The sequence below is a fragment of the Pseudomonas sp. Lb2C2 genome (genome assembly GCF_052112205.1).
GTDB lineage: Bacteria > Pseudomonadota > Gammaproteobacteria > Pseudomonadales > Pseudomonadaceae > Aquipseudomonas > Aquipseudomonas kilonensis.
The window spans coordinates 382620-407003 of record NZ_JAUTYW010000006.1; the positions used below are offsets into that span (position 1 = coordinate 382620).

The 24384-nt window shown below is 61.6% G+C and carries 27 protein-coding genes and 1 tRNA gene; 17 read left to right on the forward strand and 11 right to left on the reverse strand.

The annotated features are described in order from the left end of the window. Positions 1 to 48: 48 nt before the first annotated feature. From Q7F16_RS20285 to ntrC, 5 genes are all read left to right on the forward strand, one after another. The gene (locus Q7F16_RS20285) at positions 49 to 612 is read left to right on the forward strand and encodes a chorismate mutase (protein WP_079301541.1); all 564 of its coding nucleotides are present in this window, start codon (positions 49 to 51) and stop codon (positions 610 to 612) included. Positions 613 to 801: 189 nt separating this feature from the next. Further along, positions 802 to 1320 carry a DUF4124 domain-containing protein gene (locus tag Q7F16_RS20290; protein WP_079301540.1) on the forward strand — a complete coding sequence of 173 codons (519 nt, stop codon included), beginning with the start codon at positions 802 to 804 and terminating at the stop codon, positions 1318 to 1320. Continuing rightward, on the forward strand, positions 1317 to 1937 hold the full coding sequence (locus Q7F16_RS20295; RefSeq protein ID WP_046064093.1) for a DUF4124 domain-containing protein: 621 nt from the start codon (positions 1317 to 1319) through the stop codon (positions 1935 to 1937). Before Q7F16_RS20290 ends, Q7F16_RS20295 begins: the two co-directional genes overlap by 4 nt. A 253-nt stretch (positions 1938 to 2190) precedes the next feature. After that, positions 2191 to 3276 carry a nitrogen regulation protein NR(II) gene (gene glnL, locus Q7F16_RS20300; RefSeq protein ID WP_014336111.1) on the forward strand — a complete coding sequence of 362 codons (1086 nt, stop codon included), beginning with the start codon at positions 2191 to 2193 and terminating at the stop codon, positions 3274 to 3276. After that, positions 3273 to 4709, forward strand: coding sequence for a nitrogen regulation protein NR(I) (gene ntrC, locus Q7F16_RS20305; protein WP_013692071.1), 1437 nt, complete (start codon positions 3273 to 3275; stop codon positions 4707 to 4709). Before glnL ends, ntrC begins: the two co-directional genes overlap by 4 nt. Before the next feature lie 541 nt (positions 4710 to 5250). On the opposite strand, the gene Q7F16_RS20310 is transcribed toward ntrC, so the two are convergent. After that, on the reverse strand, positions 5251 to 5691 hold the full coding sequence (locus Q7F16_RS20310) for a hypothetical protein (protein WP_014336109.1): 441 nt from the start codon (positions 5689 to 5691) through the stop codon (positions 5251 to 5253). Here Q7F16_RS20310 and trmL point away from each other — a divergent pair. Continuing rightward, entirely contained in the window at positions 5690 to 6145 is a 456-nt protein-coding gene (gene trmL / locus Q7F16_RS20315; protein ID WP_046064092.1) for a tRNA (uridine(34)/cytosine(34)/5-carboxymethylaminomethyluridine(34)-2'-O)-methyltransferase TrmL, read from the forward strand. The two genes, Q7F16_RS20310 and trmL, sit on opposite strands and share 2 nt — an antisense overlap. Before the next feature lie 171 nt (positions 6146 to 6316). On the opposite strand, the gene secB is transcribed toward trmL, so the two are convergent. The 3 genes from secB to Q7F16_RS20330 are packed head-to-tail and all read right to left on the reverse strand — an operon-like array spanning position 6317 to position 7509. Next, on the reverse strand, positions 6317 to 6799 hold the full coding sequence (secB, locus tag Q7F16_RS20320) for a protein-export chaperone SecB (protein ID WP_014336107.1): 483 nt from the start codon (positions 6797 to 6799) through the stop codon (positions 6317 to 6319). A 40-nt stretch (positions 6800 to 6839) separates the two neighbouring features. Continuing rightward, on the reverse strand, positions 6840 to 7094 hold the full coding sequence (gene grxC / locus Q7F16_RS20325; RefSeq protein WP_014336106.1) for a glutaredoxin 3: 255 nt from the start codon (positions 7092 to 7094) through the stop codon (positions 6840 to 6842). Position 7095: 1 nt separating this feature from the next. Beyond that, complete coding sequence (locus Q7F16_RS20330) at positions 7096 to 7509, reverse strand: rhodanese-like domain-containing protein (protein WP_014336105.1); 414 nt, start codon at positions 7507 to 7509, stop codon at positions 7096 to 7098. A 152-nt stretch (positions 7510 to 7661) separates the two neighbouring features. On the opposite strand from Q7F16_RS20330, the gene gpmI reads away from it, so the two are divergent. The 4 genes from gpmI (at position 7662) to Q7F16_RS20350 (ending at position 12855) form a co-directional block, all read left to right on the forward strand. After that, positions 7662 to 9191: a 2,3-bisphosphoglycerate-independent phosphoglycerate mutase gene (gene gpmI / locus Q7F16_RS20335; RefSeq protein ID WP_046064091.1), complete on the forward strand. Its 1530-nt coding sequence runs from the start codon at positions 7662 to 7664 to the stop codon at positions 9189 to 9191. 241 nt (positions 9192 to 9432) lie between these two features. After that, on the forward strand, positions 9433 to 10725 hold the full coding sequence (locus Q7F16_RS20340) for a murein hydrolase activator EnvC family protein (RefSeq protein ID WP_014336103.1): 1293 nt from the start codon (positions 9433 to 9435) through the stop codon (positions 10723 to 10725). A 32-nt stretch (positions 10726 to 10757) separates the two neighbouring features. Then, positions 10758 to 12074: a S41 family peptidase gene (locus tag Q7F16_RS20345; RefSeq protein ID WP_014336102.1), complete on the forward strand. Its 1317-nt coding sequence runs from the start codon at positions 10758 to 10760 to the stop codon at positions 12072 to 12074. Position 12075: 1 nt separating this feature from the next. Then, positions 12076 to 12855 (forward strand): divergent polysaccharide deacetylase family protein, encoded by a 780-nt coding sequence (locus Q7F16_RS20350; protein ID WP_095963316.1) that lies wholly within the window; start codon positions 12076 to 12078, stop codon positions 12853 to 12855. 167 nt (positions 12856 to 13022) lie between these two features. On the opposite strand, the gene Q7F16_RS20355 is transcribed toward Q7F16_RS20350, so the two are convergent. The 7 genes from Q7F16_RS20355 to Q7F16_RS20385 form a co-directional block, all read right to left on the reverse strand. Further along, a complete protein-coding gene (locus Q7F16_RS20355; RefSeq protein ID WP_046064089.1) occupies positions 13023 to 13769 on the reverse strand; it encodes a substrate-binding periplasmic protein in 747 nt (248 codons plus the stop codon). 63 nt (positions 13770 to 13832) lie between these two features. Then, positions 13833 to 14603 carry an imidazole glycerol phosphate synthase subunit HisF gene (gene hisF, locus Q7F16_RS20360; protein ID WP_003196830.1) on the reverse strand — a complete coding sequence of 257 codons (771 nt, stop codon included), beginning with the start codon at positions 14601 to 14603 and terminating at the stop codon, positions 13833 to 13835. Between the two features lie 9 nt (positions 14604 to 14612). Further along, entirely contained in the window at positions 14613 to 15350 is a 738-nt protein-coding gene (gene hisA / locus Q7F16_RS20365) for a 1-(5-phosphoribosyl)-5-[(5-phosphoribosylamino)methylideneamino]imidazole-4-carboxamide isomerase (protein WP_046064087.1), read from the reverse strand. Positions 15351 to 15392: 42 nt separating this feature from the next. Further along, complete coding sequence (locus Q7F16_RS20370) at positions 15393 to 15647, reverse strand: DUF2164 domain-containing protein (protein ID WP_018606317.1); 255 nt, start codon at positions 15645 to 15647, stop codon at positions 15393 to 15395. After that, complete coding sequence (hisH, locus tag Q7F16_RS20375; RefSeq protein WP_046064086.1) at positions 15647 to 16285, reverse strand: imidazole glycerol phosphate synthase subunit HisH; 639 nt, start codon at positions 16283 to 16285, stop codon at positions 15647 to 15649. Before hisH ends, Q7F16_RS20370 begins: the two co-directional genes overlap by 1 nt. After that, positions 16285 to 16878, reverse strand: a complete 594-nt coding sequence (gene hisB, locus Q7F16_RS20380) for an imidazoleglycerol-phosphate dehydratase HisB (RefSeq protein WP_003186751.1) — start codon at positions 16876 to 16878, stop codon at positions 16285 to 16287. Before hisB ends, hisH begins: the two co-directional genes overlap by 1 nt. Positions 16879 to 17159: 281 nt before the next feature. Then, complete coding sequence (locus tag Q7F16_RS20385) at positions 17160 to 18821, reverse strand: OFA family MFS transporter (protein WP_018606324.1); 1662 nt, start codon at positions 18819 to 18821, stop codon at positions 17160 to 17162. 261 nt (positions 18822 to 19082) lie between these two features. On the opposite strand from Q7F16_RS20385, the gene panM reads away from it, so the two are divergent. From panM to Q7F16_RS20420, 7 genes are all read left to right on the forward strand, one after another. Further along, the gene (gene panM / locus Q7F16_RS20390; RefSeq protein WP_409556883.1) at positions 19083 to 19481 is read left to right on the forward strand and encodes an aspartate 1-decarboxylase autocleavage activator PanM; all 399 of its coding nucleotides are present in this window, start codon (positions 19083 to 19085) and stop codon (positions 19479 to 19481) included. A gap of 183 nt (positions 19482 to 19664) precedes the next feature. Further along, the gene (locus tag Q7F16_RS20395; RefSeq protein WP_409556882.1) at positions 19665 to 21896 is read left to right on the forward strand and encodes an AsmA family protein; all 2232 of its coding nucleotides are present in this window, start codon (positions 19665 to 19667) and stop codon (positions 21894 to 21896) included. After that, on the forward strand, positions 21893 to 22960 hold the full coding sequence (gene mutY / locus Q7F16_RS20400; protein WP_046064083.1) for an A/G-specific adenine glycosylase: 1068 nt from the start codon (positions 21893 to 21895) through the stop codon (positions 22958 to 22960). Before Q7F16_RS20395 ends, mutY begins: the two co-directional genes overlap by 4 nt. Further along, complete coding sequence (locus tag Q7F16_RS20405; RefSeq protein WP_003196814.1) at positions 22957 to 23229, forward strand: oxidative damage protection protein; 273 nt, start codon at positions 22957 to 22959, stop codon at positions 23227 to 23229. Before mutY ends, Q7F16_RS20405 begins: the two co-directional genes overlap by 4 nt. 102 nt (positions 23230 to 23331) lie before the next feature. Beyond that, positions 23332 to 23407 (forward strand) — tRNA-Phe (locus Q7F16_RS20410). A gap of 116 nt (positions 23408 to 23523) precedes the next feature. Continuing rightward, the gene (locus Q7F16_RS20415) at positions 23524 to 23853 is read left to right on the forward strand and encodes a DHCW motif cupin fold protein (RefSeq protein WP_014336091.1); all 330 of its coding nucleotides are present in this window, start codon (positions 23524 to 23526) and stop codon (positions 23851 to 23853) included. 61 nt (positions 23854 to 23914) lie between these two features. Next, positions 23915 to 24322 (forward strand): hypothetical protein, encoded by a 408-nt coding sequence (locus Q7F16_RS20420; RefSeq protein WP_014336090.1) that lies wholly within the window; start codon positions 23915 to 23917, stop codon positions 24320 to 24322. Positions 24323 to 24384 lie beyond the last annotated feature (62 nt).

Consider the following 24384-nt stretch of genomic DNA (forward strand, 5'->3'; position numbering starts at 1 on the left):
CGTGCATGATGCCCCGTCGCCCCCCCCCCATAGAAGACGAGACTGTCCATGACTTTGCGCTTCAAACTCTGCCTTGCCCTGTCAGCCGCGCTGCTGGCCACCACCGCCGAAGCCGCCTCGACTCAAGCCCCCGAGGCCCTGACCCCGCTGCTTAACGCCATTGGCGAACGCCTGGCCCTGGCCGATCAAGTGGCCCTGAGCAAATGGGACAGCCATAAACCGGTAGAAGACCGTCAGCGCGAGCGTGAAGTCATTGCCGCGGCTGTCACCCAGGCGCCGGCCTACAAGCTGAGTGGCGAAACCGTGGAAGCGTTTTTCTCCGCCCAGATAGAAGCCAACAAAATGGTGCAGTACATCAACTTGTCCGACTGGGCCCAGGAAGGCAAGGCCCCGGACCTCCCGCGCCCGGACCTGGTGGGACAGATCCGCCCGCAACTCGACCGGTTGCAAAAACGCCTGCTGCAACAACTGGCCGACTTCGCCCCCTACCGCACCGACCCGCAGTGCCCGCAATGGCTGGCCCGAGCCACCCACCACAACAAGCAACATCCGGTGCACCGCCTCGCCCTGATTCGAGCGACCGGAGAACTGTGTATCTCCACAAAAGCTTAAGACAGCCCCCCTTCCCCTGTGGGAGCGAGCTTGCTCGCGATGAGGCCGGCACAGCCAATATCTCAGTGACTGACATACCGCTATCGCGAGCAAGCTCGCTCCCACAGGGTTTGGGTGCAACAACTTGGGTCAATCACCCTCCCTGACCTATGCTGCAATCCATCACTTTTCGTTTTCGGTCGATTTTCCATGGGTCGCGGTTTTTCAATCATCCTGTTGTTGCTGCTGGCACTGCCCGCCGCCGCGCAGATCTACAAGTACACCGACGCCGACGGCAACACCGCCTACAGCAACCAGCCGCCCCAAGGCGTACCAGCCCAGACGGTGGAGTTGCCGCCGCTCAACAGTATCGAACGCCAATCCCCGGCCAGCCCGGACACACCGCCGGCCCCCGCCAACAGCGACGAGCCGCGCAATGCCTACGAGGTACTGGAACTGACGGACATCCCCACCGAAGAAGCCCTGCGCGCCAACAACGGCACCTTCACCGTTGGCGTGCGGGCGCAACCGCGCCTGCAGAGCCCTCACCTGTTCCGGCTGCTGCTGGACGGCCAACCCTACGGCCAGCCGACCAACGTACCGCGCCTGCAATTGGTGAACATCGATCGTGGCGAGCACAGCCTGGCGGTTCAAGTCATAGACGGGGACACCCTCGTGCAACAAAGCGAAACCGTCACGTTCACCGTGCAACGGGTGCACCAGCCATGATCCGCTGGCTGCTCGCGCTTAGCCTGGCGCTGGCGGCGCTGCCTGGGGTGGCGCAGGTCTACACCTACATCGATGCCCAGGGTAATCGCGTTTTCACCGATCAGCCGCGCCCCGGTAATGCGAAGAAAGTCCAACTGCCACCCGGCAACCGGATGCCAACGCCCCCGGGCACAACAACGGCGCCCACCGCCGAAGCCCGGCCCGAGCCGCTGTTTCGTTACGAAATGCTCCGACTGTTGATACCCGAGCCGGACGCGACGATACGCAGCACCGCAGGCGAACTGATCGTCAGCGTCACCAGCGAACCCGGCCTGAAAACAGGCCACCGCTACCGCCTGCTGCTCGACGGCCAGCCGACGGGCGCGCCGGGGCCGAGCCCGGTATTTGCCTTGAGCAACATCGATCGAGGCACCCATCACCTGGCGGTAGAAATCCTCGATGAGCAGGACCGCATCGTCGAACGCACCGCCAACCAGCCCTTCCATATGCAACGCATGTCCCTGGCGCAGAAGCGCCGCATCAAGCCCTGCACCACGACCGACTACGGTCAACGCCCCGAATGCCCCCTCGCCGAAAAGCCTGAAGAAGAAAAAAGCAGCATCCTGCCGTTCTTCTAACACCACTCAGGGCCGAGCACTATATTGGTGCAATACATTGCACACTACTCAGATCCCAAACCCATTTTGGTTCGAAAGTACCCGTAAAAGCTGGCTGAATGCCACGCAACCGGGCGAAAAACACCTTTTTGAGGCTCTAAACGCTTCTTTTCGGAGCCTTGGTTTGGTTTTTGCATTTTCCTTGTAACAGCGCATTAATCGCGCGCGCAATTTGGGACCGGTCCCAAGTTGCTACGCTCCAAAAGAGGTCCTGATGACCATTAGCGACGCACTACACCGCTTGCTGCTCGACAACCTCACCACCGCAACCATCCTGCTCGACGCCGAACTTCGCCTCGAGTACATGAACCCGGCGGCGGAGATGCTCCTGGCCGTCAGTGGCCAGCGCAGCCACGGGCAGTTCATCAGCGAGCTGTTCACCGAATCCACCGAAGCGCTCAACTCCTTGCGCCAGGCGGTGGAACAGGCCCATCCGTTCACCAAGCGCGAGGCAATGCTCACCGCGCTGACCGGCCAGACCCTGACCGTGGACTACGCGGTTACGCCGATCCTGAACAACGGCGCCACCCTGCTGCTGCTGGAAGTCCACCCGCGTGATCGCCTGCTGCGCATCACCAAGGAAGAAGCGCAATTGTCCAAGCAGGAAACCAGCAAGATGCTGGTGCGCGGCCTGGCCCATGAGATCAAGAACCCCCTCGGCGGGATTCGTGGCGCGGCGCAGTTGCTCGCCCGCGAACTGCCGGAAGAAAGCCTCAAGGACTACACCAACGTCATCATTGAGGAAGCCGACCGCCTGCGCAACCTGGTGGATCGCATGCTCGGCTCGAACAAGCTGCCATCACTGGCGATGTGCAACGTGCATGAGGTGCTCGAACGCGTCAGCAGCCTGGTGGAAGCGGAAAGCCAGGGTTGCATCACGCTGGTGCGCGACTACGACCCGAGCATCCCCGATGTCCTGATCGACCGCGAGCAGATGATCCAGGCCGTGCTGAACATCGTGCGCAACGCAATGCAAGCCATCAGCAGCCAGAACGAGCTGCGCCTGGGTCGCATCAGCCTGCGCACCCGTGCCATGCGCCAGTTCACCATCGGCCACGTGCGCCATCGCCTGGTGACCAAGATCGAAATCATCGACAACGGCCCGGGCATCCCTGCCGAGCTGCAGGAAACCATCTTTTTTCCCATGGTCAGCGGCCGTCCGGACGGTACCGGGCTGGGCCTGGCCATTACCCAGAACATCATCAGTCAGCATCAGGGCTTGATCGAGTGTGAAAGCCACCCCGGCCACACCACCTTCTCGATCTTCCTGCCACTGGAACAAGGAGCCACATCGACATGAGCCGTAGTGAAACCGTGTGGATCGTCGATGACGACCGTTCTATCCGTTGGGTCCTGGAAAAAGCCTTGCAACAGGAAGGCATGACCACCCAGAGCTTCGACAGCGCCGATGGGGTGATGAGTCGCCTGGCGCGTCAGCAACCGGACGTCATCATCTCCGACATCCGCATGCCTGGCGCCAGCGGCCTGGACCTGCTGGCGCGGATTCGCGAACAGCATCCGCGGCTGCCGGTGATCATCATGACCGCCCATTCCGACCTGGACAGCGCCGTGGCGTCCTACCAGGGCGGAGCCTTCGAGTACCTGCCCAAACCGTTCGACGTCGATGAAGCGGTATCGCTGGTCAAGCGCGCCAATCAACACGCCCAGGAACAACAGGGCATGGAAGAGGTGCCGGCCCTGGCCCGTACCCCGGAAATCATCGGCGAAGCGCCGGCTATGCAGGAAGTGTTTCGCGCCATCGGGCGCCTGAGCCACTCCAACATCACCGTGCTGATCAATGGCGAGTCGGGCACCGGTAAAGAACTGGTGGCCCACGCCCTGCACCGCCACAGTCCACGGGCGGCGTCGCCGTTCATCGCGCTGAACATGGCGGCGATTCCCAAGGACCTGATGGAGTCCGAGCTGTTCGGCCACGAAAAAGGTGCATTCACCGGCGCGGCCAACCTGCGGCGCGGGCGCTTCGAGCAAGCCGACGGCGGCACGTTGTTCCTCGATGAAATCGGCGACATGCCAGCGGACACCCAGACCCGCTTGCTGCGCGTACTGGCCGATGGCGAGTTCTATCGGGTCGGCGGGCATACGCCGGTCAAGGTGGACGTGCGCATCATTGCCGCAACCCACCAGAACCTGGAAACCCTGGTTCACGCCGGCAAATTCCGTGAGGACTTGTTCCACCGCCTGAACGTGATCCGCATTCATATCCCGCGCCTGGCGGATCGTCGCGAAGACATCCCGACCCTGGCCCGGCACTTCCTCAGCCGCGCGGCCCAGGAACTGGCGGTCGAGCCCAAGCTGCTCAAGAGCGAAACCGAGGAATACCTCAAGAACCTGCCGTGGCCGGGCAACGTGCGTCAGTTGGAGAACACCTGCCGCTGGATCACGGTGATGGCTTCGGGTCGCGAAGTGCACATCAGCGACCTGCCGCCAGAGCTGTTGAGCCTGCCGCAGGATTCGGCTCCGGTGACCAACTGGGAGCAAGCCCTGCGCCAGTGGGCCGACCAGGCCCTGTCCCGTGGCCAGTCGAGCCTGCTGGACAGTGCCGTGCCCAGCTTCGAGCGGATCATGATCGAAACCGCCCTCAAGCACACCGCCGGCCGCCGCCGCGACGCCGCCGTGCTGCTGGGCTGGGGCCGCAATACCTTGACCCGCAAGATCAAGGAATTGGGGATGAAGGTTGACGGTGGGGATGATGATGACGGGGATGAGGGCTGATCGGCCTTTAACCCTTCGCTGATCTTGAAGGCCAATCGCGAGCAAGCTCGCTCCCACAATGGTTCTGCATCAGGCACAAAATTTGTGTTCACCGCAGATCCCCTGTGGGAGCGAGCTTGCTCCGGGCGGCGATCCGACGATGCTTTTTAAAGGACTGTGTGCACCGCATCAATGCACTGCGAACCGCAATTGCGCATGCACAACGAGCCAAAACCAATCGATCCAGTTCGAAAAAAACCGCACAAACAAAAGCAATAGCCCCGGAATACGGGGCTTTTCGCATCACCAGCAGTGTTTTTGTGACAAACCATTTAAAACTGGCACGCCCCCTGCAATAACCCAATCACTACCCAGTTTCGGGGACCTTGGTACAGGCAGGCCGGGGATTCCCCATTTTATACCGGGCTCATCGAGCCCACTGTTTTGGGGGCCTTGATACAGGCAGGTCAAGGTTTCCCTTCTTTACATCCAGGGCCATGCGCTTAGCGCACGCCCTCCCGTTTTGGGGACCTTGGTACAGGCAGGCCGGGGATTCCCTCTTTTATTGCTCCTGGAGACGGACCTCCAGCCGCCAGCGGTCATCGACCTCGCTGCCGGTCCACTCTCCCCGCAACGCACGCGCCGCCACCAGCGTCAGCAACAACCCCTTGTCACTCAAACGCACCCGCCAGTTCACGTCCTTGCCGTTGAGCTTGAGTTGGCCCTTCTGCGGCCGACCTTCTGCCTGGAACAGCAGCGCTACTGAGCCGTCGACGATTTCCCCATGGAGCTTGGGTTCATTGTTGAACCAGGCCACAAGCACGCCATCAGTCACCTCGACCTGCTGCAGCGCACTCGGCTCAGGCGTGGTCAAGCGACCGATCATCAATCCCACCATCAAGCCAAAGATCGCCAACGAGCCCATCACCCGAGGCATTAGCTTCGAACGTCGGTCGGTTTGCGGCGTAGAATGCCGCTCATCTTTATCTGCGGAGCCGTGCATGTTTCACGTCATCCTTTTTCAACCGGAAATTCCGCCGAATACCGGCAACGTCATCAGGTTGTGCGCCAACAGCGGCTGCCACCTGCATTTGATCGAACCGCTGGGCTTCGAGATGGACGACAAACGCCTGCGCCGTGCCGGTCTCGACTATCACGAGTATGCCACCTTGCAGCGTCATGCCGACCTTGCCAGTTGTCTGGAGAGCCTGGGGCATCCGCGCCTGTTCGCCTTTACCACCAAGGGTTCGCGGCCGTTCCATGACGCCAGCTTCGTCGCCGGTGATGCGTTCCTGTTCGGCCCGGAAAGCCGTGGCCTGCCGGCCGACGTGCTGGACGCCCTGCCCGCCGACCAGCGCCTGCGCCTGCCGATGCGCGAAGGCTGCCGCAGCCTGAACCTGTCCAATACCGTGGCAGTGGCGGTTTATGAGGCGTGGCGGCAGAACGGCTTCGCCTGAGCCCTTCCTATCCGCCAGAAACACCTGTGGGAGCGAGCCTGTGGGAGCCGAGCTTGCTCGCGATGAGGTCAACACGGTTCTACTGCAAAACCGCGTCATCGTTCATCGCGAGCAAGCTCGGCTCCCACAGGGCTCGCTCCCACAGGGTTTGTGCCGGGCTGGCAGCGCCGTTTACTGAACGGTCGCGCCGCCTTCTTGCTGCATGCGCTGCAGTTCTTGCGCATACAGGGCATCGAAGTTCACCGGGGCCAGCATCAGGGCCGGGAACGAACCGCGGGTCACCAGGCTGTCCAGGGTTTCGCGGGCGTAAGGGAACAGAATGTTCGGGCAGAATGCACCCAGGGTGTGGCTCATCGAGGCCGCATCCAGGTTCTTGATCAGGAAGATCCCGGCCTGCTGCACTTCGGCGATGAACGCCACTTCGTCACCGTTTTTTACGGTGACCGACAGGGTCAGCACCACTTCGTGGAAGTCATCTTCCAGGGCTTTCTGGCGGGTGTTCAGGTCCAGGCCTACACTCGGCTCCCACTGCTGGCGAAAGATCGCCGGGCTTTTCGGGGCTTCGAAGGACAGGTCACGTACATAAATGCGCTGCAAGGAGAATTGCGGTGCGGCTTCGTCTTCGCTGGCAGCTGTGTTCTGTTGGTCAGTCATCGCAGATCCTTCTTACTTTCAGGTTCTTTCAGTGGGAAATTCAGGCCTTGAGCAGTGCGTCGAGCTTGCCGGCGCGCTCCAGGGCGAACAGATCATCGCAACCGCCCACGTGGGTGCTGCCGATCCAGATCTGCGGCACGGACGTGCGCCCGGCCTTCTGGGTCATTTCGGCGCGCAGTTGCGGCTTGCCGTCGACCTTGATCTCTTCGAAAGCCACGCCTTTGTTCTGGAGCAGGAACTTGGCTCTGGAACAATAGGGGCAGTAATCGCTGGAATAGACAACAACGTGGGGCATTTCACTTCACCAGGGGCAGATTGTCGGCTTTCCAGCTCGCAACGCCGCCGGACAGCTTGGCAGCGGTGAAACCGGACTTCATCAGCTCGCGAGCGTGGGTGCCGGCGTGCTGGCCTTGGGCATCTACCAGGATCAGCGTCTTGGCCTTGTGTTTTTCCAGCTCGCCGATACGGGCGATCAGTTTGTCCTGGGGAATATTCACCGCCCCGACAATGTGGCCGGCGGCGTAGTCCTTGCTCGGGCGGATGTCCACCACCACGCCGGCATCCTTGTTTACCAGCGCCGTCAGCTCGGCGGTACTGAGGCTGCGGCCGCCGCCCTGCATCGTATGGGCTACCAGCAACGCCAGCAGTACGACGAAGATACCGACGAGAAGGTAGTGGTTAGTGGCAAATTCAATCAGGTGAGCAACCATCGAAGGAGGTTCCAGGGCGTTAAAATGTCGGCCAGTATACACAGCACACAAGGCCGGCCAAACCCCGCCCGGCGGTGACGCCGTCGGAACTTACCTTTAAACTGCCCGTCCCTTTTCCATCGTCTTCTTTTAACCCGCCACGAGTGGATTCCATGACTACCACGCCTAAACCTTTGGTCCTGATGATTCTCGACGGCTTCGGTCACAGTGACAGCCACGAATCCAACGCCGTGTATTCGGCCAACAAGCCTGTGCTGGACCGTTTGTGGGCCACCGTGCCCAACGGACTGATCTCCGGCAGCGGCATGGACGTCGGCCTGCCGGACGGGCAGATGGGCAACTCCGAAGTCGGCCACATGAACCTCGGCGCAGGCCGCGTGGTGTACCAGGACTTCACTCGCGTGACCAAATCGATCCGCGACGGTGAATTCTTCGAAAACCCGACCATCTGCGCCGCCGTGGATAAAGCCGTGGCCGCCGGCAAGGCCGTGCACTTCATGGGCCTGCTGTCCGACGGTGGCGTGCACAGCCACCAGGACCACCTGATCGCCATGGCCGAACTGGCCTTCAAGCGCGGCGCCGAGCAGATCTACCTGCACGCGTTCCTCGATGGCCGCGACACCCCGCCGAAAAGCGCCACGTCGTCGATCGAACTTCTGGACGCAGCGTTCCAGGCACTCGGCAAGGGGCGCATCGCCAGCCTCATTGGCCGCTACTACGCCATGGACCGTGACAACCGTTGGGACCGCGTGTCCCAGGCCTACAACCTGATCGTCGACGGCAGCGCCGAGTTCAACGCCGCCACCGCCCAGGAAGGCCTGCAAGCCGCCTACGAGCGCGGCGAAAGCGACGAATTCGTCAAGGCCACCACCATCGGTGAGCCGGTGAAGGTTGAAGACGGCGACGCCGTGGTGTTCATGAACTTCCGCGCCGACCGCGCTCGCGAACTGACCCGCGTGTTTGTCGAGGACGACTTCAAGGAGTTCGAACGCGCTCGCCAGCCGAAACTGGCCGGTTTCGTGATGCTGACCCAATACGCCGCCAGCATTCCTGCGCCATCGGCCTTCGCCGCCGGAAGCCTGGAAAACGTGCTGGGCGACTACCTGGCGAAGAACGGCAAGACCCAACTGCGCATCGCCGAGACCGAAAAGTACGCCCACGTGACGTTCTTTTTCTCCGGCGGCCGTGAAGAACCCTTCCCGGGCGAAGAACGCATCCTGATCCCCTCGCCAAAAGTCGCCACTTACGACCTGCAACCGGAGATGAGCGCGCCGGAAGTGACCGACCGCATCGTCGAGGCCATTGAAAACCAGCGTTACGACGTGATCGTGGTCAACTACGCCAACGGCGACATGGTGGGCCACAGCGGCGTGTTCGACGCGGCGGTCAAGGCCGTGGAATGCCTGGACACCTGCGTTGGCCGCATCGTCGAAGCCTTGGAAAAGGTCGGCGGCGAAGCACTGATCACAGCCGACCACGGCAACGTCGAGCAGATGTCCGATGAATCCACCGGCCAGGCCCACACCGCCCACACCACCGAGCCGGTGCCGTTCATCTATGTCGGCAAGCGCAACTTCAAGGTCCGCGACGGTGGCGTGCTGGCTGACGTGGCACCGACCATGCTGATGCTGCTGGGCATGGAGAAGCCGGCGGAGATGACCGGGACGTCGATCCTGGTCTGATTGATCCATCAATCACCGCAAACCCTGTGGGAGCAAAGCTTGCTCGCGATAGCAATCTAACCATCTACATTTTCGTTGGATGTGCTGACGTCATCGCGAGCAAGCTTTGCTCCCACGGGGGTTTGGCGGGAAATAAGTGCCCTGCACCGCTCCAGTTATCACACAGCCCCAAATGGGCGTTTTTTTTGCAGCGTGGGGCGGGCATACTAGGCCGTCCCTTTCCCTGGTGTCGCCCGCCTCTATGCTTCGCGTCCTGATAGCCCTCGCTCTGACCTGCCTGCTCCAACCGGCCTTTGCCGACGAGCGCGCGCAAACCCAACAACAGTTGGAAGCCACGCGCCAGGACATTGCCGAGCTGAAAAAGCTGCTGGGCAAGTTGCAGGAAGAGAAATCCAGCGTGCAGAAAGACCTGCGCGGCACCGAGACCGAGATGGGCAATCTGGAGAAGCAGGTCGAGGCCCTGCAAAAAGAGCTGAAGAAAAGCGAATCCGAGCTGCAGCGGCTCGATGGAGAGAAAAAAAAACTCCAGAGCGCGCGCACTGAACAGCAAAAGCTGATCGCCATCCAGGCCCGGGCCGCCTACCAGAACGGTCGCCAGGAATATCTCAAGCTGCTGCTCAACCAGCAGAACCCCGAGAAATTCGCCCGCACCCTGACTTATTACGATTACCTGAGCCAGGCACGCCTGGAACAGCTCAAGAGCTTCAACGAAACCCTGCGCCAACTGGCCAATGTCGAAAAAGACATCGAGCTGCAACAAGCCCAGTTGCTGGTGCAGAAAAGCAGCCTCGACACCCAGCGCGAAGAGCTCGAGAAGGTCCGCAAGGAACGCCAGGTGGCCCTGGCCAAGCTCAATGACGACGTGAAGGCCCGCGACAGCAAACTCAAGGCCCGCGAGCAGGACCAGGCCGAACTGGCCAATGTGTTGAAAACCATCGAAGAGACCCTGGCCCGCCAGGCCCGAGAGGCGGAAGAAGCGCGCCAGAAAGCGCTGATCGCCCAGCAGGAAGCCGAAAAAAAGCGTTTGCGTGAAGCCCAGGCCGACGCAGACGCCGGCGACGCACCGCGTAAACCGGCAAAATCCAGCCCCGGCGCACTGGTTTCCAGTGCCGGAGAAACCTTCGGCGGCGCTTTTGGTTCGGCACGAGGCAAACTTCCATGGCCGGTCAATGGTCGACTGCTTGCGCGCTTCGGTGAAACCCGCGGCGACGACACCCGCACCAAGTGGGACGGCGTGATGATCAGCGCCTCCGCCGGCAGCCAGGTACATGCCGTGCATGGCGGGCGCGTGGTCTTCGCCGACTGGTTGCGCGGTGCCGGCCTGCTGGTGATCCTGGATCACGGCAACGGTTATTTGAGCCTGTACGGCCACAACCAGACGCTGCTCAAGGCGGCGGGGGATGTGGTCAAGGCCGGCGAGTCCATCTCCACGGTCGGTAACAGTGGCGGGCAGGATACGCCAGCACTGTATTTCGCTATTCGTCAGCAGGGTCGCCCCAGTGACCCGGCCCAATGGTGTCGTGCGCAAGGATAAGCGCGCCCATCCTATTAAGGAGTTCGTTCGACATGCTGCATTTGTCCCGCCTTACCTCGCTGGCCCTGACGATCGCCCTCGTGATCGCTGCGCCCCTGGCTTTCGCCGCCGAACCGGCCCCGTCGGTACCCGCCGCCACAGCCGCGACCACCAAGGCCCCGCTGCCGCTGGACGAACTGCGCACCTTTGCCGAGGTCATGGACCGGATCAAGGCCGCCTATGTCGAACCGGTGGACGACAAAGTACTGCTGGAGAACGCCATCAAAGGCATGCTCAGCAACCTTGACCCGCATTCGGCCTACCTGGGGCCGGAGGATTTTGCCGAGCTGCAGGAAAGCACCAGCGGCGAATTCGGCGGCCTGGGCATCGAGGTCGGCAGCGAAGACGGTTTCGTCAAAGTGGTTTCGCCGATCGACGACACACCCGCTTCCAAGGCCGGCATCCAGGCCGGTGACTTCATCGTCAAGATCAACGGCCAGCCGACCCGCGGCCAGAGCATGACCGAAGCCGTGGACAAGATGCGCGGCAAGATCGGCCAGAAGATCACCCTGACCCTGGTGCGCGACGGTGGCACGCCGTTCGACGTGACCCTCACGCGAGCAGTCATCCAGGTCAAGAGCGTGAAGAGCCAGTTGCTGGAATCGGGCTACGGCTACATCCGCATCACTCAGTTCCAGGTCAAGACCGGCGAAGAAGTCGCCAAGGCCCTGGCCAAGATGCGCAAGGACAACGGCAAGAAGCTCAACGGCCTGGTCCTGGACCTGCGCAACAACCCCGGTGGTGTGCTGCAATCGGCAGTGGAAGTGGTGGATCACTTCATCACCAAGGGCCTGATCGTCTACACCAAGGGGCGTATCGCCAATTCCGAACTGCGCTTCTCGGCCACCGGTAACGACCTGAGCGAAGCCGTGCCATTGGTGGTGCTGATCAACGGCGGCAGCGCCTCGGCATCGGAAATCGTCGCCGGCGCCCTGCAGGACCAGAAGCGTGGTGTGGTCATGGGCACCACCAGTTTTGGCAAGGGCTCGGTGCAGACCGTCTTGCCACTGAACAACGACCGCGCCCTGAAGATCACCACCGCGCTGTACTTCACGCCCAACGGCCGTTCCATCCAGGCCCAGGGCATCGTCCCGGACATCGAGGTGCGCAAGGCCAAGATCACCAACGAGCAGGACAGCGAATATTTCAAGGAAGCCGACCTGCAAGGTCACCTCGGCAATGGCAACGGCGGTGCCGACAAGCCGACCGGCTCAGGCGCCAAGGCCAAGCCAATGCCGCAGGATGACGACTATCAGTTGGCCCAGGCCCTGAGCCTGCTCAAAGGGTTGAACATCACGTCCGGCCGCTGAGATGGGCCTGCGTTTCACCTTCGTCCTGCTGTGTCTGCTGGCGGGGGCCGTTAACGCGGCGCCCGCCACACCCTCTTCGCCGCACAAGGCGTACCTGAGCCTGATCATCGACGACCTGGGGCAAAACCTGCCCCGGGATCGCCGGGTGCTGGCCCTCCCCGGTCCGGTCACCGCCGCGATCATGCCGGACACACCCCACGCCGCCGAATTCGCCCGCGAGGCCCATCGCGCCGGCAAACTGGTCATGCTGCACATGCCCATGGACCCGGCCACCGGGCCGTTCGCCTGGCATCCTGAGCTGCCCGTCGAAGAACTGGGCAAGCGCCTCGACGCCGCCTTCGCGGCAGTGCCCTACACCAGCGGGATCAACAACCACATGGGCAGCCGCATGACCGCCCAGCCCCAGGCCATGGCGTGGCTGATGGCGAATTTGCAGCAGCGCCACAAGTTTTTCGTCGACAGCCGCACCAGCGCCCAGACCGTCGCCGCCGCCGAGGCGCAGAAGATCGGCCTCGCCAGCGTGTCGCGGGATGTGTTCCTGGACGACGAGCGCACCGAAGCCGCCATCGCCCAGCAACTCCAGACCGCCATCGACCTGGCCCGCCGGCAGGGCTCGGCCGTGATGATTGGTCATCCCTACCCGCAGACCCTGGCCGTGCTCGAACGCGAGCTACCCAAGCTCAAGGGCCAGGGCATCGAATGGATCGACATCAAGTCGATGATCAGCCTGCGCAGCAATCGGGCGATGGTCGGGCATGGGAAAGATGGGGTTTATCGGTAGCCGCTGAGAACCATTTCAAAACCGCGTCGCCGCCATCGCGAGCAAGCTCGCTCCCACAGGGGATCTGCTGTGAACACAAATTTTGTGTCCGATTCAGAACCACTGTGGGAGCGAGCTTGCTCCGGGCGGCGATCCGACGATGAAGGCGGCACAGTCCTGCACAGCGGTCAGAGATACCGCGCCATGATCGCGTCCACTTGACCTTCCTTGCGCAATTCATCCAGGGCCTTTTGAAGCCGGGCAACCACGTCGTCAGGCACGTCTTTGTTCAAGGCCAGGTACAGCTCGGCACTGTTGAATCGCAGCACGGTCTTGAGATCGTTCACCCCTTCCTGACGCGCCAGGTAACGCCCGGCAGGGTCGCCGGTGGCCCACAGGTCGATCTGGCCGTTGACCAGTTTCCGGGCGTTGTCCTGATCGCGCAACACGACAATCGGGTTCAGCCCCTGCTTGGCCAATGTCTCGGCAATCGCGTCGCCCTTGTAGGCACCGATCTTGTATTGGCGCGCCTGCTCCAGCGAGCCGAGGGCGATCTTGCTGTCGGTCTTGGCGAGCATGATCCAATCATCCGGGCCGATCGGGCCGACCCATTTGAACAGCTTTTCACGCTCCGGCAACCGCGCCATGACAAACACGCCGTAACCAGGATTCTCCAGGGCGAGTTTGTAGATCCGTTCCCAGGGGAAACGCAGTGTCAGGCTGTAGGAGATATCGGCACGCTTGAAGATTTCGCGGACAATGTCCACGGCAATGCCATGGATGTTTTCGTCCTGGGCGAAGTTCTTGCCGTTCTTGGCCATGTTGTACGGCGGGAAGTTTTCCGTCAGTAACACCAGCGATATATCAGCGGCGCGGACGGTACCGGCGAGCAGCAGCGTGGCACCGGCAAAGGCAAGAACGAGGCGTTTGAGCATGTCGGGCTACCGCAATCCATGGTGTGCCCAAGAGTGCCTTGGGCCCGCCATGGTGTCCAGCAGTCAGCGAATGCAGATACCGCGATGCGCCATGTAGGCCTTGGCTTCCGGCACGGTGTATTCGCCAAAGTGGAAAATGCTCGCCGCCAACACCGCGCTGGCGTGGCCTTCGAGGATGCCGTCGGCCAGGTGTTGCAGGTTGCCGACGCCGCCGGAAGCGATCACCGGAATGCCCAGGGCATCGCTGATGGCGCGAGTGACGCCGAGGTCGAAGCCGTTTTTCATGCCGTCCTGGTCCATGCTGGTCAGCAGGATCTCACCGGCGCCCAGGCCTTCCATCTTCTTCGCCCACTCGACGGCGTCCAGGCCAGTGGGTTTGCGCCCGCCGTGGGTGAAGATTTCCCAGCGCGGGGTTTCGCCCGGGCCGGAGACCTTTTTCGCATCGATGGCCACGACGATGCACTGCGAGCCAAAGTGCTGGGCCGCTTCGCCGACGAATTCCGGGTTGAACACCGCCGCGGTGTTGATCGACACCTTGTCGGCCCCGGCATTGAGCAGGTTGCGGATGTCTTGCACGGTACGTACGCCACCGCCGACGGTCAGCGGGATGAACACCTGGCTGGCCATGCGCTCGACGGTATGCAATGTGGTATCGCGGCCATCGACGCTGGCCGTGATGTCGAGGAAGGTGATCTCGTCCGCACCCTGTTCGTCGTAGCGACGGGCGATTTCCACCGGGTCGCCGGCATCACGGATGTTCTCGAACTTGACACCCTTGACCACCCGGCCGTTGTCCACGTCCAGGCAAGGGATGATGCGTTTGGCCAGCGCCATGGTGAGTCCTCAGCCTTTATAGGTATCGCAGAAGGCCTGGGCCTCGGCGACGTCCAGGGTGCCTTCGTAGATCGCGCGACCGGTGATCGCACCGATGATGCCCGGCGCCTTGGCGTCGAGCAGCGCCTTGATGTCACCCAGGTTGTGGATGCCACCGGAAGCGATGACCGGGATCCTCGTCGCGGCAGCCAGGGCGGCGGTGAACGGGACATTGCAGCCCTGCATCATGCCGTCTTTGGCGATGTCGGTGTAGACGATGGCAGACACGCCGTCGGCTTCGAAACGCTTGGCCAGGTCGATCACCTGCACGGTGCTGACTTCAGCCCAGCCGTCGGTGGCGACAAAACCGTCTTTTGCGTCCAGGCCAACGATGACCTTGCCCGGGAAGGCGCGGCACGCTTCGGCAACGAACTCAGGCTCCTTCACAGCCTTGGTGCCGATGATCACGTAGCTCACGCCAGCCTTGACGTAATGTTCGATGGTTTCCAGCGAGCGAATGCCACCGCCGATCTGGATCGGCAGGTTCGGGTAGCGCTTGGCAATGGCCGTGACCACTTCGCCATTGACCGGCTGCCCTTCGAAGGCGCCGTTCAGGTCGACCAGATGCAGGCGACGGCAGCCACCCTCCACCCACTTGGCGGCCATGCTCACCGGGTCATCGGAAAACACCGTGGAGTCTTCCATGCGGCCCTGACGCAGACGTACGCAAGCGCCGTCCTTGAGATCGATAGCGGGGATAATCAGCATCTGGCAAACCTTCAAATACGAATATTCAGCTTGGCTCGAAAATCAGTTTTTCTCGAGCGCCCACAAGTCGCTTTCAATGCTTTCGAACCTTTCTTTAAGGTGCGTCTGCACATCGAAAATCGCCCTGTTGTAATAGTGCGGAGCAATTTCGCGGGTAAACAGGTCAAGAATTTCCGCCGCTTCGAACGAGCCCAGGTCCAGCTCGAAACGGTCCTCCATGAACCGCTGGATCTTGCGGTTCGCTTCACTCTCCTGCTCGGGCGTGAGGGTGAGGATCGGCGGTTTCTTGCGGGCCATTACCAGCGCCCGTCCCACGCGGCGAAGTTCTGCAACAGCTGCAGGCCATGGGTATGGCTCTTCTCGGGGTGGAACTGCACGGCGAAGCGCGAACCATCGGCCAGGGCCGCGGCGAAATCAACGCCATAGTGACCGCTGCCCACCACCTGCCGCGCATTGCCGGCGGCGATGTAGTAGCTGTGCACGAAGTAGAAGCGCGCCAGGTCCGGAATGTTGTGCCACAGCGGGTGATCCACCGTCTGCTTCACTTCGTTCCAACCCATGTGCGGGACTTTCAGGTGCTCGCCGTCTTCATGCAGGCCCTTGCCAAAAAACTTCACCTGGCCTGGGAACATGGCAATGCAATCGACACCGTCGTTCTCTTCGCTGCGTTCGAGCAAAGCTTGCATACCCACGCAGATGCCGAGGAACGGACGGTCCTGGCTGACTTCGTGCACCAGCTTGTCGAAGCCCAGGCGACGAATCTCGGCCATGCAATCACGAATCGCACCGACGCCGGGGAACACCACCCGGTCGGCTTCGCGAATCACGTCGGCATCGCTGGTGATCAGCACCTTGCCGGCGCCCACGTGCTCGAGGGCCTTGGCCACCGAGTGCAGGTTGCCCATGCCGTAGTCGATTACCGCGACCGTCTGCATTACAGGACGCCCTTGGTGGAAGGCATCTGGCCGGCCATGCGATCATCGAGCTCGACGGCCATGCGCAGGGCGCGGCCGAAAGCCTTGAACACGGTTTCGATCTGGTGGTGGGTGTTGTGCCCGCGCAGGTTGTCGATGTGCAGGGTAACGTTGGCGTGGTTGACGAAGCCCTGGAAGAATTCCTGGAACAGGTCAACGTCGAAGCCGCCGACGGTGGCACGGGTGTACGGCACGTGCATCTGCAGGCCCGGACGACCAGAGAAGTCGATGACCACGCGCGACAGCGCTTCATCGAGCGGCACATAGGCATGGCCGTAGCGACGGATGCCCTTCTTGTCGCCGATGGCTTTGGTAAAGGCCTGGCCCAAGGTGATACCGACGTCTTCCACCGTGTGGTGGTCGTCGATATGCAAGTCGCCCTTGCTGACGATGTCCAGGTCGATCAGCCCGTGACGGGCGATCTGGTCCAGCATGTGCTCAAGAAAAGGTACACCGATATCAAACCGGGCCTTTCCGGTGCCATCCAGGTTGATCGAGGCTTTGATCTGGGTTTCCAGAGTGTCGCGCTCGACAGACGCCTTACGTTCGGCCATCACCAGCTCCGCAAAATCATTGGGCGAAAAAGGCAGCCATTATAGGGGCGCGAGCGGCAAACAGAAACACGGGAGGTGATATCCCTGACGGGTTGTCTCCCGCGCTGTCGGCGATAGACATGTCCATACAAGCTTTCAAGGTCACCCAAAAACAAATGTGGGAGCGAGCTTGCTCGCGATAGCGGTGGGTCAGCCGACCATGATGTCGACTGACACACCCTCATCGCGAGCAAGCTGGCTCCCACAAGGGTTGCCCTTACCGGAGGGTCAGGGCAACGGTCTTAGCGGAACAACACCGCCGTCTTCTGCAGGGTCACCCACACACCCCACGCCAACGGAATGCCCACCACCAGCCAGGCGGCGATCGCCAGGGACTTGGTGCCCGGTGCGGCTTTCCACTCCAGCGAAGTACTGCTGTCGGCGCCTTTGTCATGGCCCAGCGCCTGTTCGGCGGCCAGTTCGGCATCGGTCATGAAGTACTTGTCGGCGACCGGACGGACCATCAGGTTGCAGAGGAAGCCCAGCACCAGCAGGCCGGCGAGGATGTACAAGGTGATGTCATAGGCCGCGGCACGTTCAACGCCGATGCTCAGTTGATATTCACGCAGGTAGTTCACCAGTACCGGACCCAGCACGCCCGCCGCCGCCCAGGCAGTCAGCAGACGACCGTGGATCGCGCCGACCATTTGCGTACCGAACAGGTCCGCCAGGTAGGCCGGCACGGTGGCGAAACCGCCGCCGTACATCGACAGGATGATGCAGAACGCCGCCACGAACAGCGCGACGCTGCCCAGGTGACCCAGGTTCGGGATCAGCGCGTACAGGGCAAAGCCCAGGGCGAAGAACACGAAATAGGTGTTTTTACGACCCAGGTAATCCGAGAAGGAGGCCCAGAAGAACCGGCCGCCGATGTTGAACAGGCTCAGCAGACCGGTGAAACCAGCGGCGATGGCCGCGATCTGGCCCAGTTGCACGGCGTCCAGCTGACCGAAAGGCAGGTCATTGCCGAGCAACTTGCCGCCGAACACTTCCTGCAACAGTGGCGAAGCCATGCCGAGGATGCCGATACCGGCGGATACGTTCAGGCACAGCACCAGCCATACCAGACGGAACTGCGGGGTTTTCCAGGCAACGTTCACGTGAACGTGGCGATGGGTGATCATCGCGTTCGCGGCTTTCTTCGGTGCCGGGGTCCAGCCTTCAGGCTTCCAGCCGGTCGGCGGAACGCGGTACGACAAGGCGCCACCGATCATGAACACGAAGTAGATCGCGGCCATGACCAGGAAGCTCTGCCATACGCCCACGCCGGTTGGCGAAGCGAAATGGTTCATCAGCGCCGCGGCCAGCGGAGCACCGACCATCGCACCACCGCCGAAGCCCATGATCGCCATGCCGGTCGCCATGCCGCGCTTGTCCGGGAACCACTTGATCAGGGTCGACACCGGCGAGATGTAGCCCAGGCCCAGGCCGATACCACCGATCACCCCGGAACCGACCCACATCAGCCAGATCTGGTGGGTATAGATACCCAGCGCGGAAATCAGCAGGCCACCGCACCAGCACAATGCCGATACAACGCCGGCCTTGCGTGGCCCGGCGTGTTCCAGCCAGCCGCCCCAGATGGCTGCCGAGCAACCCAGGAAGATGAAGAACAGGGTGTAGATCCAGCCGAGCATCGAGATCGGCCAGTCGCATTGGGACGAAAAGACTTGCGAGATGAAACTCATATCCGGTGCACAGGCCACAGGCTTGGTGACACCCAAGGCTTTGGACAGTGGCAACCAGAACACCGAGAAGCCATAGGCCATGCCGATGCAGAGGTGAATGGCCAGTGCGGCCGGTGGAACCAGCCACCGGTTGAAACCGGGCTTGGCGATGATACGTTCCTTGGAGAGGAACGCTGGCTGGTCGGCGATGCCGTCCGCCGTGATGCTCGTGCTCATTGTGTATCCCCCAGTTATTGGAATGGTCCGTCAGCCACGCCTCACCCTCAGCCTTCATTGCACGCAGGCATGGCTGTATTTTCTGGTGAAGCTCCATAGTGTGCGACATCAAGTCGCAGAAGGACGGACGAACGGGCAAAGGTTACCATTTGCTCGCGGCAGAAAAACCAAAGTGATATCACCTTTTTCGTGCCATCTGTCTTATCGCACGCTTGCTCGCTTTCTGTAGGGGGCTAACGATTTATTTTTTCAGGAATTTTCATGCCCATCGTTGTCGAGCCCATTACTGACGCCAATTGTCAGGACCAACAGGACCTGCAGAAAATCTACCGGGATGCCCCGGCCTGGCTGTTTGAACCCTTTGGCGATGCCACGCAACTGATCGCGCAATGCCTTGAGGAAGGCTCGTTGGTAGCAGCACGGTTCAATGACCGCCTGCTCGGTGCCGTACGACTGCAACGGCACCAGAACGCCTGGCGCTTGTCCCACCTGTGCGTACGAAGCATCACCCGCCGCCGTGGCGTGGCTGAACGGCTGGTGAGCGAAGCCCGGCGAATGGCCGCGTCAAACGGTGCCGAGCTGCATTTGTTGGCGCCGGCCGGGCATCTGCAAGCCCAGGCGCTGGCGACCAAGCTGGGGCTGATGTTGGTCCAGGATTAGAAACCACTGTGGGAGCGGGCTTGCTCGCGATGGCGGTCGCACACGCACACCTTCGTTGGCTGTCACACCGTTATCGCGAGCAAGCTCGCTCCCACAGTGGATTTGCGGTCCCAACGCACCACCACCAATCCACAGCGTTATACTCCCGGCTAAATTTTGAACTCAACCTACAAGGATTCGCCCATGAAAGCGTTCGGCAAAATCCTGGGTCTGGTACTTCTCGGGCTGTTGCTGATCATTGTGGCCCTGGGCTTTGCCCTGAGCCACCTGTTCGATCCCAACGACTACAAAGAAGAGATCCGCCAGATAGCCCGCGACAAGGCCCATATCGAGCTGACCCTCAATGGCGACATCGGCTGGAGCCTGTTTCCATGGCTGGGCCTTGAGTTGCACGACGCCAGCGTCGCGACCCTGGCCAGCCCAACGCAGCCTTTCGCCGACCTGCAGATGCTCGGCCTTTCGGTACGGGTGATACCGCTGCTGCGCCGGGAAGTACAAATGAGCGATGTGCGGGTCGAAGGCCTGAACCTGCGGCTCAACCGTGACAAGAACGGTCACGGCAACTGGGAAGACATCGGCAAGGCGCCAGCCTCTGCGACGACGGCGAACGCGCCGGCACCGGTGCCGGCAGAACAAGCGACCCCGCCCGCCAGCACCCCGGCCGAAAAACCTGCCCAGCCGACCCGCCTGGACATCGACAGCCTGACCGTGAACAACGCCCGGGTCGAATACACCGACGAGCAGACTGGCAAGCTGTTCACGGCCGAGAGCATCCAACTGAGCACCGGCCCGGTCCACGACTCCACCAATATCCCGGTCACCCTGACCGCATTCCTGTCCAGCAACCAGCCGGCCGTACGCGTACGCACCGAAGTGACGGGTGAACTGCGCTTCGAGCGCGCCCTGCAGCGCTACAAGTTCGAAGACCTGAAACTGTCCGGCGAAGCCACCGGCGACCCCTTGCAGGGCAAGACCCTGAATTTCGCCGCCCAAGGCCAACTGTTCCTGGACAAGGCGGCCAATGTCGCCGAGTGGACCGGCATCAAGCTGTCGCTCAATCAACTGCGCGCCCTGGGTGAACTGAAGGTCAACGACCTCGACAAGACCCCGCAATTGAATGGCGGGGTGTCGATCGCCCAGTTCGATCTGGCGAAGTTCGTCGACAGCGTCGGCCAGAAACTCCCGGACATGGCCGAAGGCAGCCTGAGCAAGGTCGAGCTGTCCAGCCGCATTGCCGGCACGCCAACCAGTGTCGAGCTCAACGACATCAACCTGAAAGTGGACGACAGCAACTTCAGCGGTCGCATCGCCGTGGAGGACTTCGCCAAGCAGTCCCTGCGCGCACAACTCAAGGCCGACACGTTCAACGTCGACCGCTACCTGCCGCCAAAGTCCGCCGAAGCCGACAGTTCCAAGGCCGCCCGCGAAGCCGAAGTCAGCAACACCGAAGCCAGCGCCATGGCCGGTGCCGGCAGTACACCGCTGCCAAGCGCTCCGACCCTGGGTGCCTGGAGTAACGATCGACTGTTTCCAGTGGAACGCCTGAGCAAGCTGGACCTCGATGCCGACCTGACCTTCGGGCAACTGACCCTCGATAAACTGCCGATCCAGAACGCTGCGCTCAAGGCCACCGGCCGGGGCGGCCTGCTGACCCTGGAGAACCTGCGAGGCGACCTGTACAGCGGCAACTTCGAAACCAAGGGCACCCTGGACGTGCGCCAGCCTACGCCACAGTTGAGCCTGCAAACGCGCATCAACCGGGTCCCTGCCGAGAAGATCATCGAAAGCCAAGGCAAGAATCCACCGGTCAAAGGCCTGGTCACCGTCAACAGCGCGATCACCGCCAGCGGTAATAGCCAGAAAGCCCTGATCGAGAGCCTCAACGGCACCGCCGGGTTCGTCATCAACGATGGCGTGCTGCTCAATGCCAACCTCGAACAGCAATTGTGCAAAGGCATCGCCACCCTCAATCGCCAGACCCTCAGCGGCGAACCCCGGGGCAAGGACACGCCGTTCCAGCAACTCAACGGCAATCTCACCTTCAACAATGGCGTTGCTCACAACCCGGACCTGAAAGTCCGCATCCCCGGCATGACCGTCAACGGCAACGGCGACATCGACCTGCGAGTATTGGGCATGGATTATCGCGTCGGCGTCATCGTCGAAGGCGACAAGAGCGACATGCCCGACCCGGCCTGCCAGGTCAACGAACGCTACGTCGACGTCGAATGGCCGTTGCGCTGCCGCGGTCCGCTGGAACTGGGCGCCAAGGCCTGCCGCCTGGACAACGAAGGGCTGGGCAAGGTCGCGGCGAAACTGGCCGGCGACCGTCTCGGCGACAAGATCGATGAGAAGCTCGGCGACAAGGTCAGCCCCGAACTCAAAGATGCGCTCAAGGGGCTGTTCAAGCGATGAGAGCCGAGCAGTTTTCCACCGCCGTACTGGACTGGTTCGACCGCCACGGGCGCCACGATTTGCCCTGGCAACAAGCCATCTCGCCCTATCGGGTGTGGGTCTCGGAAATCATGTTGCAGCAGACCCAGGTCAGTACCGTGCTCAACTACTTCGACCGGTTCATGGCCTCGCTGCCCACCGTCCAAGCCCTGGCCGCCGCACCGGAGGACGAAGTGCTGCACCTGTGGACCGGGTTGGGCTATTACACCCGTGCGCGCAACTTGCAGAAAACCGCGAAAATCGTCGTCGAACAGTACGACGGGGAGTTTCCCCGGGACGTGGAAAAACTCACTGAGTTGCCGGGGATCGGTCTCTCCACCGCTGGCGCCATTGCCAGCATCAGCATGGGCCTGCGGGCGCCGATCCTCGATGGCAACGTCAAACGCGTGCTGGCGCGTTTCACCGCCCAGGAAGGCTACCCAGGCGAACCCAAGGTTGCGAAACAGCTGTGGGCTACCGCCGAGCGCTTCACGCCACAAGACCGCGTCAACGCCTACACCCAGGCGATGATGGACCTGGGCGCCACGCTCTGCACCCGCAGCAAGCCCAGTTGCCTGCTCTGCCCGCTGAAGCAAGGCTGCGAGGCCCACATGCTGGGCCTGGAAACCCGCTACCCGATTCCCAAGCCTCGCAAGGAAGTGCCCAAGAAGCGCACCTTGATGCCGATGCTGGCGAACCACGAAGGCGCAATCCTGCTTTACCGTCGCCCTTCCACGGGGCTGTGGGGCGGGCTGTGGAGCCTGCCGGAACTCGACGACCTCGACGACCTGCAGCACCTGGCCCTGCAACACTCGCTGGAACTGGGCAGCCAACAGGAGATGCCAAGCCTGGTGCATACCTTCAGCCACTTCCAGTTGGCGATCGAACCCTGGCTGGTCCGGGTCCGGGAAACCGGCCATCACGTGGCCGAGGCCGACTGGCTCTGGTATAACCTCGCCACCCCGCCGCGCCTGGGCCTTGCCGCCCCGGTCAAAACCTTGCTCGAACGCGCGGCCGCCGTAATGAACGCAGGAGAGTTGCAATGACCCGCACCATCATGTGCCGCAAGTACAAAGAAGAACTCGAAGGCCTGGAACGTGCGCCGTTCCCGGGTGCCAAGGGCCAGGACATCTACGACCACGTCTCGGCCAAGGCCTGGGCCGACTGGCAGAAGCACCAGACCCTGCTGATCAACGAAAAACGCCTGAACATGATGAACGCCGAAGATCGCAAATACCTTCAGGGCGAGATGGACAAGTACTTTTCCGGCGAAGATTACGCCAAGGCCGAAGGCTACGTACCGCCATCCGAATAAGCTGTTCAACACGGGGGCGGATCGTAAGCGACGGTAATAGTTAAATATTTTTTGAAAACTTGCTTGACGCCCCCCTGAAAAACCCGTTTAATGCGCCCCGTTGCCCAGATAGCTCAGTCGGTAGAGCAGGGGATTGAAAATCCCCGTGTCGGCGGTTCGATTCCGTCTCTGGGCACCAAATACCGAAAACCCCGATCAAGCAATTGATCGGGGTTTTTTATTGCCCGGGATTTTCTTCCTCCGCCTTACCGACTCGGCTACATTCGTCCGCTCCCCCCCAGCAAGCGAGTCGACATGGACATCACCGGCATCCCCTTTGGCACCACCGACTGGTCAACCATCGAGCCCACCGAACACAAAGGTGTCACTGGAACCGCGTATTGGCGCACCCAGCAGTTCGGGAACATTCGCGTGCGGATGGTGGAATATACGCCGGGGTACCTGGCCGACCATTGGTGCACCAAGGGCCACATCCTGTTTTGCCTCAAGGGCGAGCTCAATACTGAACTCGAAGACGGTCGGCAATTTTTGCTCAAGCCCGGCATGAGCTACCAGGTCGCCGACCAGGCCGAACCCCATCGCTCCTCCACTTCATCGGGGGCTACGCTCTTCATCGTGGATTGAGATTCGAAGCGTGCGCGTTGAAGCTGTAGGATAGATGGCCTTATCCATCAGGAATCCGACCATGTCATCGGCGAACAAACAGCAGAAGCGCAGCCAGCGCGCCAAGGCGAAAGCCAAGCAGAACCGTACTAAGCGTGCTGCTGCGCCGAACGATTTCCTCGACCCGAACGACGAACGCATCGACCTGGAAACCGTGGACCTATCGGACATGTTCCGACTCATGGGCGCTGCCGAAAAGATCAGCCAGCAGGCCATGTGCATCGCCTTCCTGGGGCATCCACTGCTGGAGCTGGTGCTGGAGCAAGAAGGTGAGGAAGAAGCGACCGACTTCATCTTTACCGCATTGATCGAATACCGCCGCTTGACCACCGGTGTGGATGAGCAGACCGCGCTGGATTGGGTGGAAAGCAAACAATTCCAGGCCGATTATGTGGCTGCATCCCAGGCACTGGCGCAAGGCAAGGTCTGACTGTCACCCAAGGGGCCAGAGGGGATGACAGACTGCAGGGATAGTTCCTACAAACCAAGGTC

Excerpts from the sequence above, each read along its gene's own strand:
- Q7F16_RS20285 (WP_079301541.1), top strand. The coding sequence starts at position 49 with ATGACTTTGCGCTTCAAACTCTGCCTTGCCCTGTCAGCCGCGCTGCTG.
- Q7F16_RS20290 (WP_079301540.1), top strand. The coding sequence starts at position 802 with ATGGGTCGCGGTTTTTCAATCATCCTGTTGTTGCTGCTGGCACTGCCC.
- Q7F16_RS20295 (WP_046064093.1), top strand. The coding sequence starts at position 1,317 with ATGATCCGCTGGCTGCTCGCGCTTAGCCTGGCGCTGGCGGCGCTGCCT.
- glnL (WP_014336111.1), top strand. The coding sequence starts at position 2,191 with ATGACCATTAGCGACGCACTACACCGCTTGCTGCTCGACAACCTCACC.
- ntrC (WP_013692071.1), top strand. The coding sequence starts at position 3,273 with ATGAGCCGTAGTGAAACCGTGTGGATCGTCGATGACGACCGTTCTATC.
- trmL (WP_046064092.1), top strand. The coding sequence starts at position 5,690 with ATGTTTCACGTCATCCTTTTTCAACCGGAAATTCCGCCGAATACCGGC.
- Q7F16_RS20310 (WP_014336109.1), bottom strand. The coding sequence starts at position 5,691 with ATGCACGGCTCCGCAGATAAAGATGAGCGGCATTCTACGCCGCAAACC.
- secB (WP_014336107.1), bottom strand. The coding sequence starts at position 6,799 with ATGACTGACCAACAGAACACAGCTGCCAGCGAAGACGAAGCCGCACCG.
- grxC (WP_014336106.1), bottom strand. The coding sequence starts at position 7,094 with ATGCCCCACGTTGTTGTCTATTCCAGCGATTACTGCCCCTATTGTTCC.
- Q7F16_RS20330 (WP_014336105.1), bottom strand. The coding sequence starts at position 7,509 with ATGGTTGCTCACCTGATTGAATTTGCCACTAACCACTACCTTCTCGTC.
- gpmI (WP_046064091.1), top strand. The coding sequence starts at position 7,662 with ATGACTACCACGCCTAAACCTTTGGTCCTGATGATTCTCGACGGCTTC.
- Q7F16_RS20340 (WP_014336103.1), top strand. The coding sequence starts at position 9,433 with ATGCTTCGCGTCCTGATAGCCCTCGCTCTGACCTGCCTGCTCCAACCG.
- Q7F16_RS20345 (WP_014336102.1), top strand. The coding sequence starts at position 10,758 with ATGCTGCATTTGTCCCGCCTTACCTCGCTGGCCCTGACGATCGCCCTC.
- Q7F16_RS20350 (WP_095963316.1), top strand. The coding sequence starts at position 12,076 with ATGGGCCTGCGTTTCACCTTCGTCCTGCTGTGTCTGCTGGCGGGGGCC.
- Q7F16_RS20355 (WP_046064089.1), bottom strand. The coding sequence starts at position 13,769 with ATGCTCAAACGCCTCGTTCTTGCCTTTGCCGGTGCCACGCTGCTGCTC.
- hisF (WP_003196830.1), bottom strand. The coding sequence starts at position 14,603 with ATGGCGCTGGCCAAACGCATCATCCCTTGCCTGGACGTGGACAACGGC.
- hisA (WP_046064087.1), bottom strand. The coding sequence starts at position 15,350 with ATGCTGATTATCCCCGCTATCGATCTCAAGGACGGCGCTTGCGTACGT.
- Q7F16_RS20370 (WP_018606317.1), bottom strand. The coding sequence starts at position 15,647 with ATGGCCCGCAAGAAACCGCCGATCCTCACCCTCACGCCCGAGCAGGAG.
- hisH (WP_046064086.1), bottom strand. The coding sequence starts at position 16,285 with ATGCAGACGGTCGCGGTAATCGACTACGGCATGGGCAACCTGCACTCG.
- hisB (WP_003186751.1), bottom strand. The coding sequence starts at position 16,878 with ATGGCCGAACGTAAGGCGTCTGTCGAGCGCGACACTCTGGAAACCCAG.
- Q7F16_RS20385 (WP_018606324.1), bottom strand. The coding sequence starts at position 18,821 with ATGAGCACGAGCATCACGGCGGACGGCATCGCCGACCAGCCAGCGTTC.
- panM (WP_409556883.1), top strand. The coding sequence starts at position 19,083 with ATGCCCATCGTTGTCGAGCCCATTACTGACGCCAATTGTCAGGACCAA.
- Q7F16_RS20395 (WP_409556882.1), top strand. The coding sequence starts at position 19,665 with ATGAAAGCGTTCGGCAAAATCCTGGGTCTGGTACTTCTCGGGCTGTTG.
- mutY (WP_046064083.1), top strand. The coding sequence starts at position 21,893 with ATGAGAGCCGAGCAGTTTTCCACCGCCGTACTGGACTGGTTCGACCGC.
- Q7F16_RS20405 (WP_003196814.1), top strand. The coding sequence starts at position 22,957 with ATGACCCGCACCATCATGTGCCGCAAGTACAAAGAAGAACTCGAAGGC.
- Q7F16_RS20415 (WP_014336091.1), top strand. The coding sequence starts at position 23,524 with ATGGACATCACCGGCATCCCCTTTGGCACCACCGACTGGTCAACCATC.
- Q7F16_RS20420 (WP_014336090.1), top strand. The coding sequence starts at position 23,915 with ATGTCATCGGCGAACAAACAGCAGAAGCGCAGCCAGCGCGCCAAGGCG.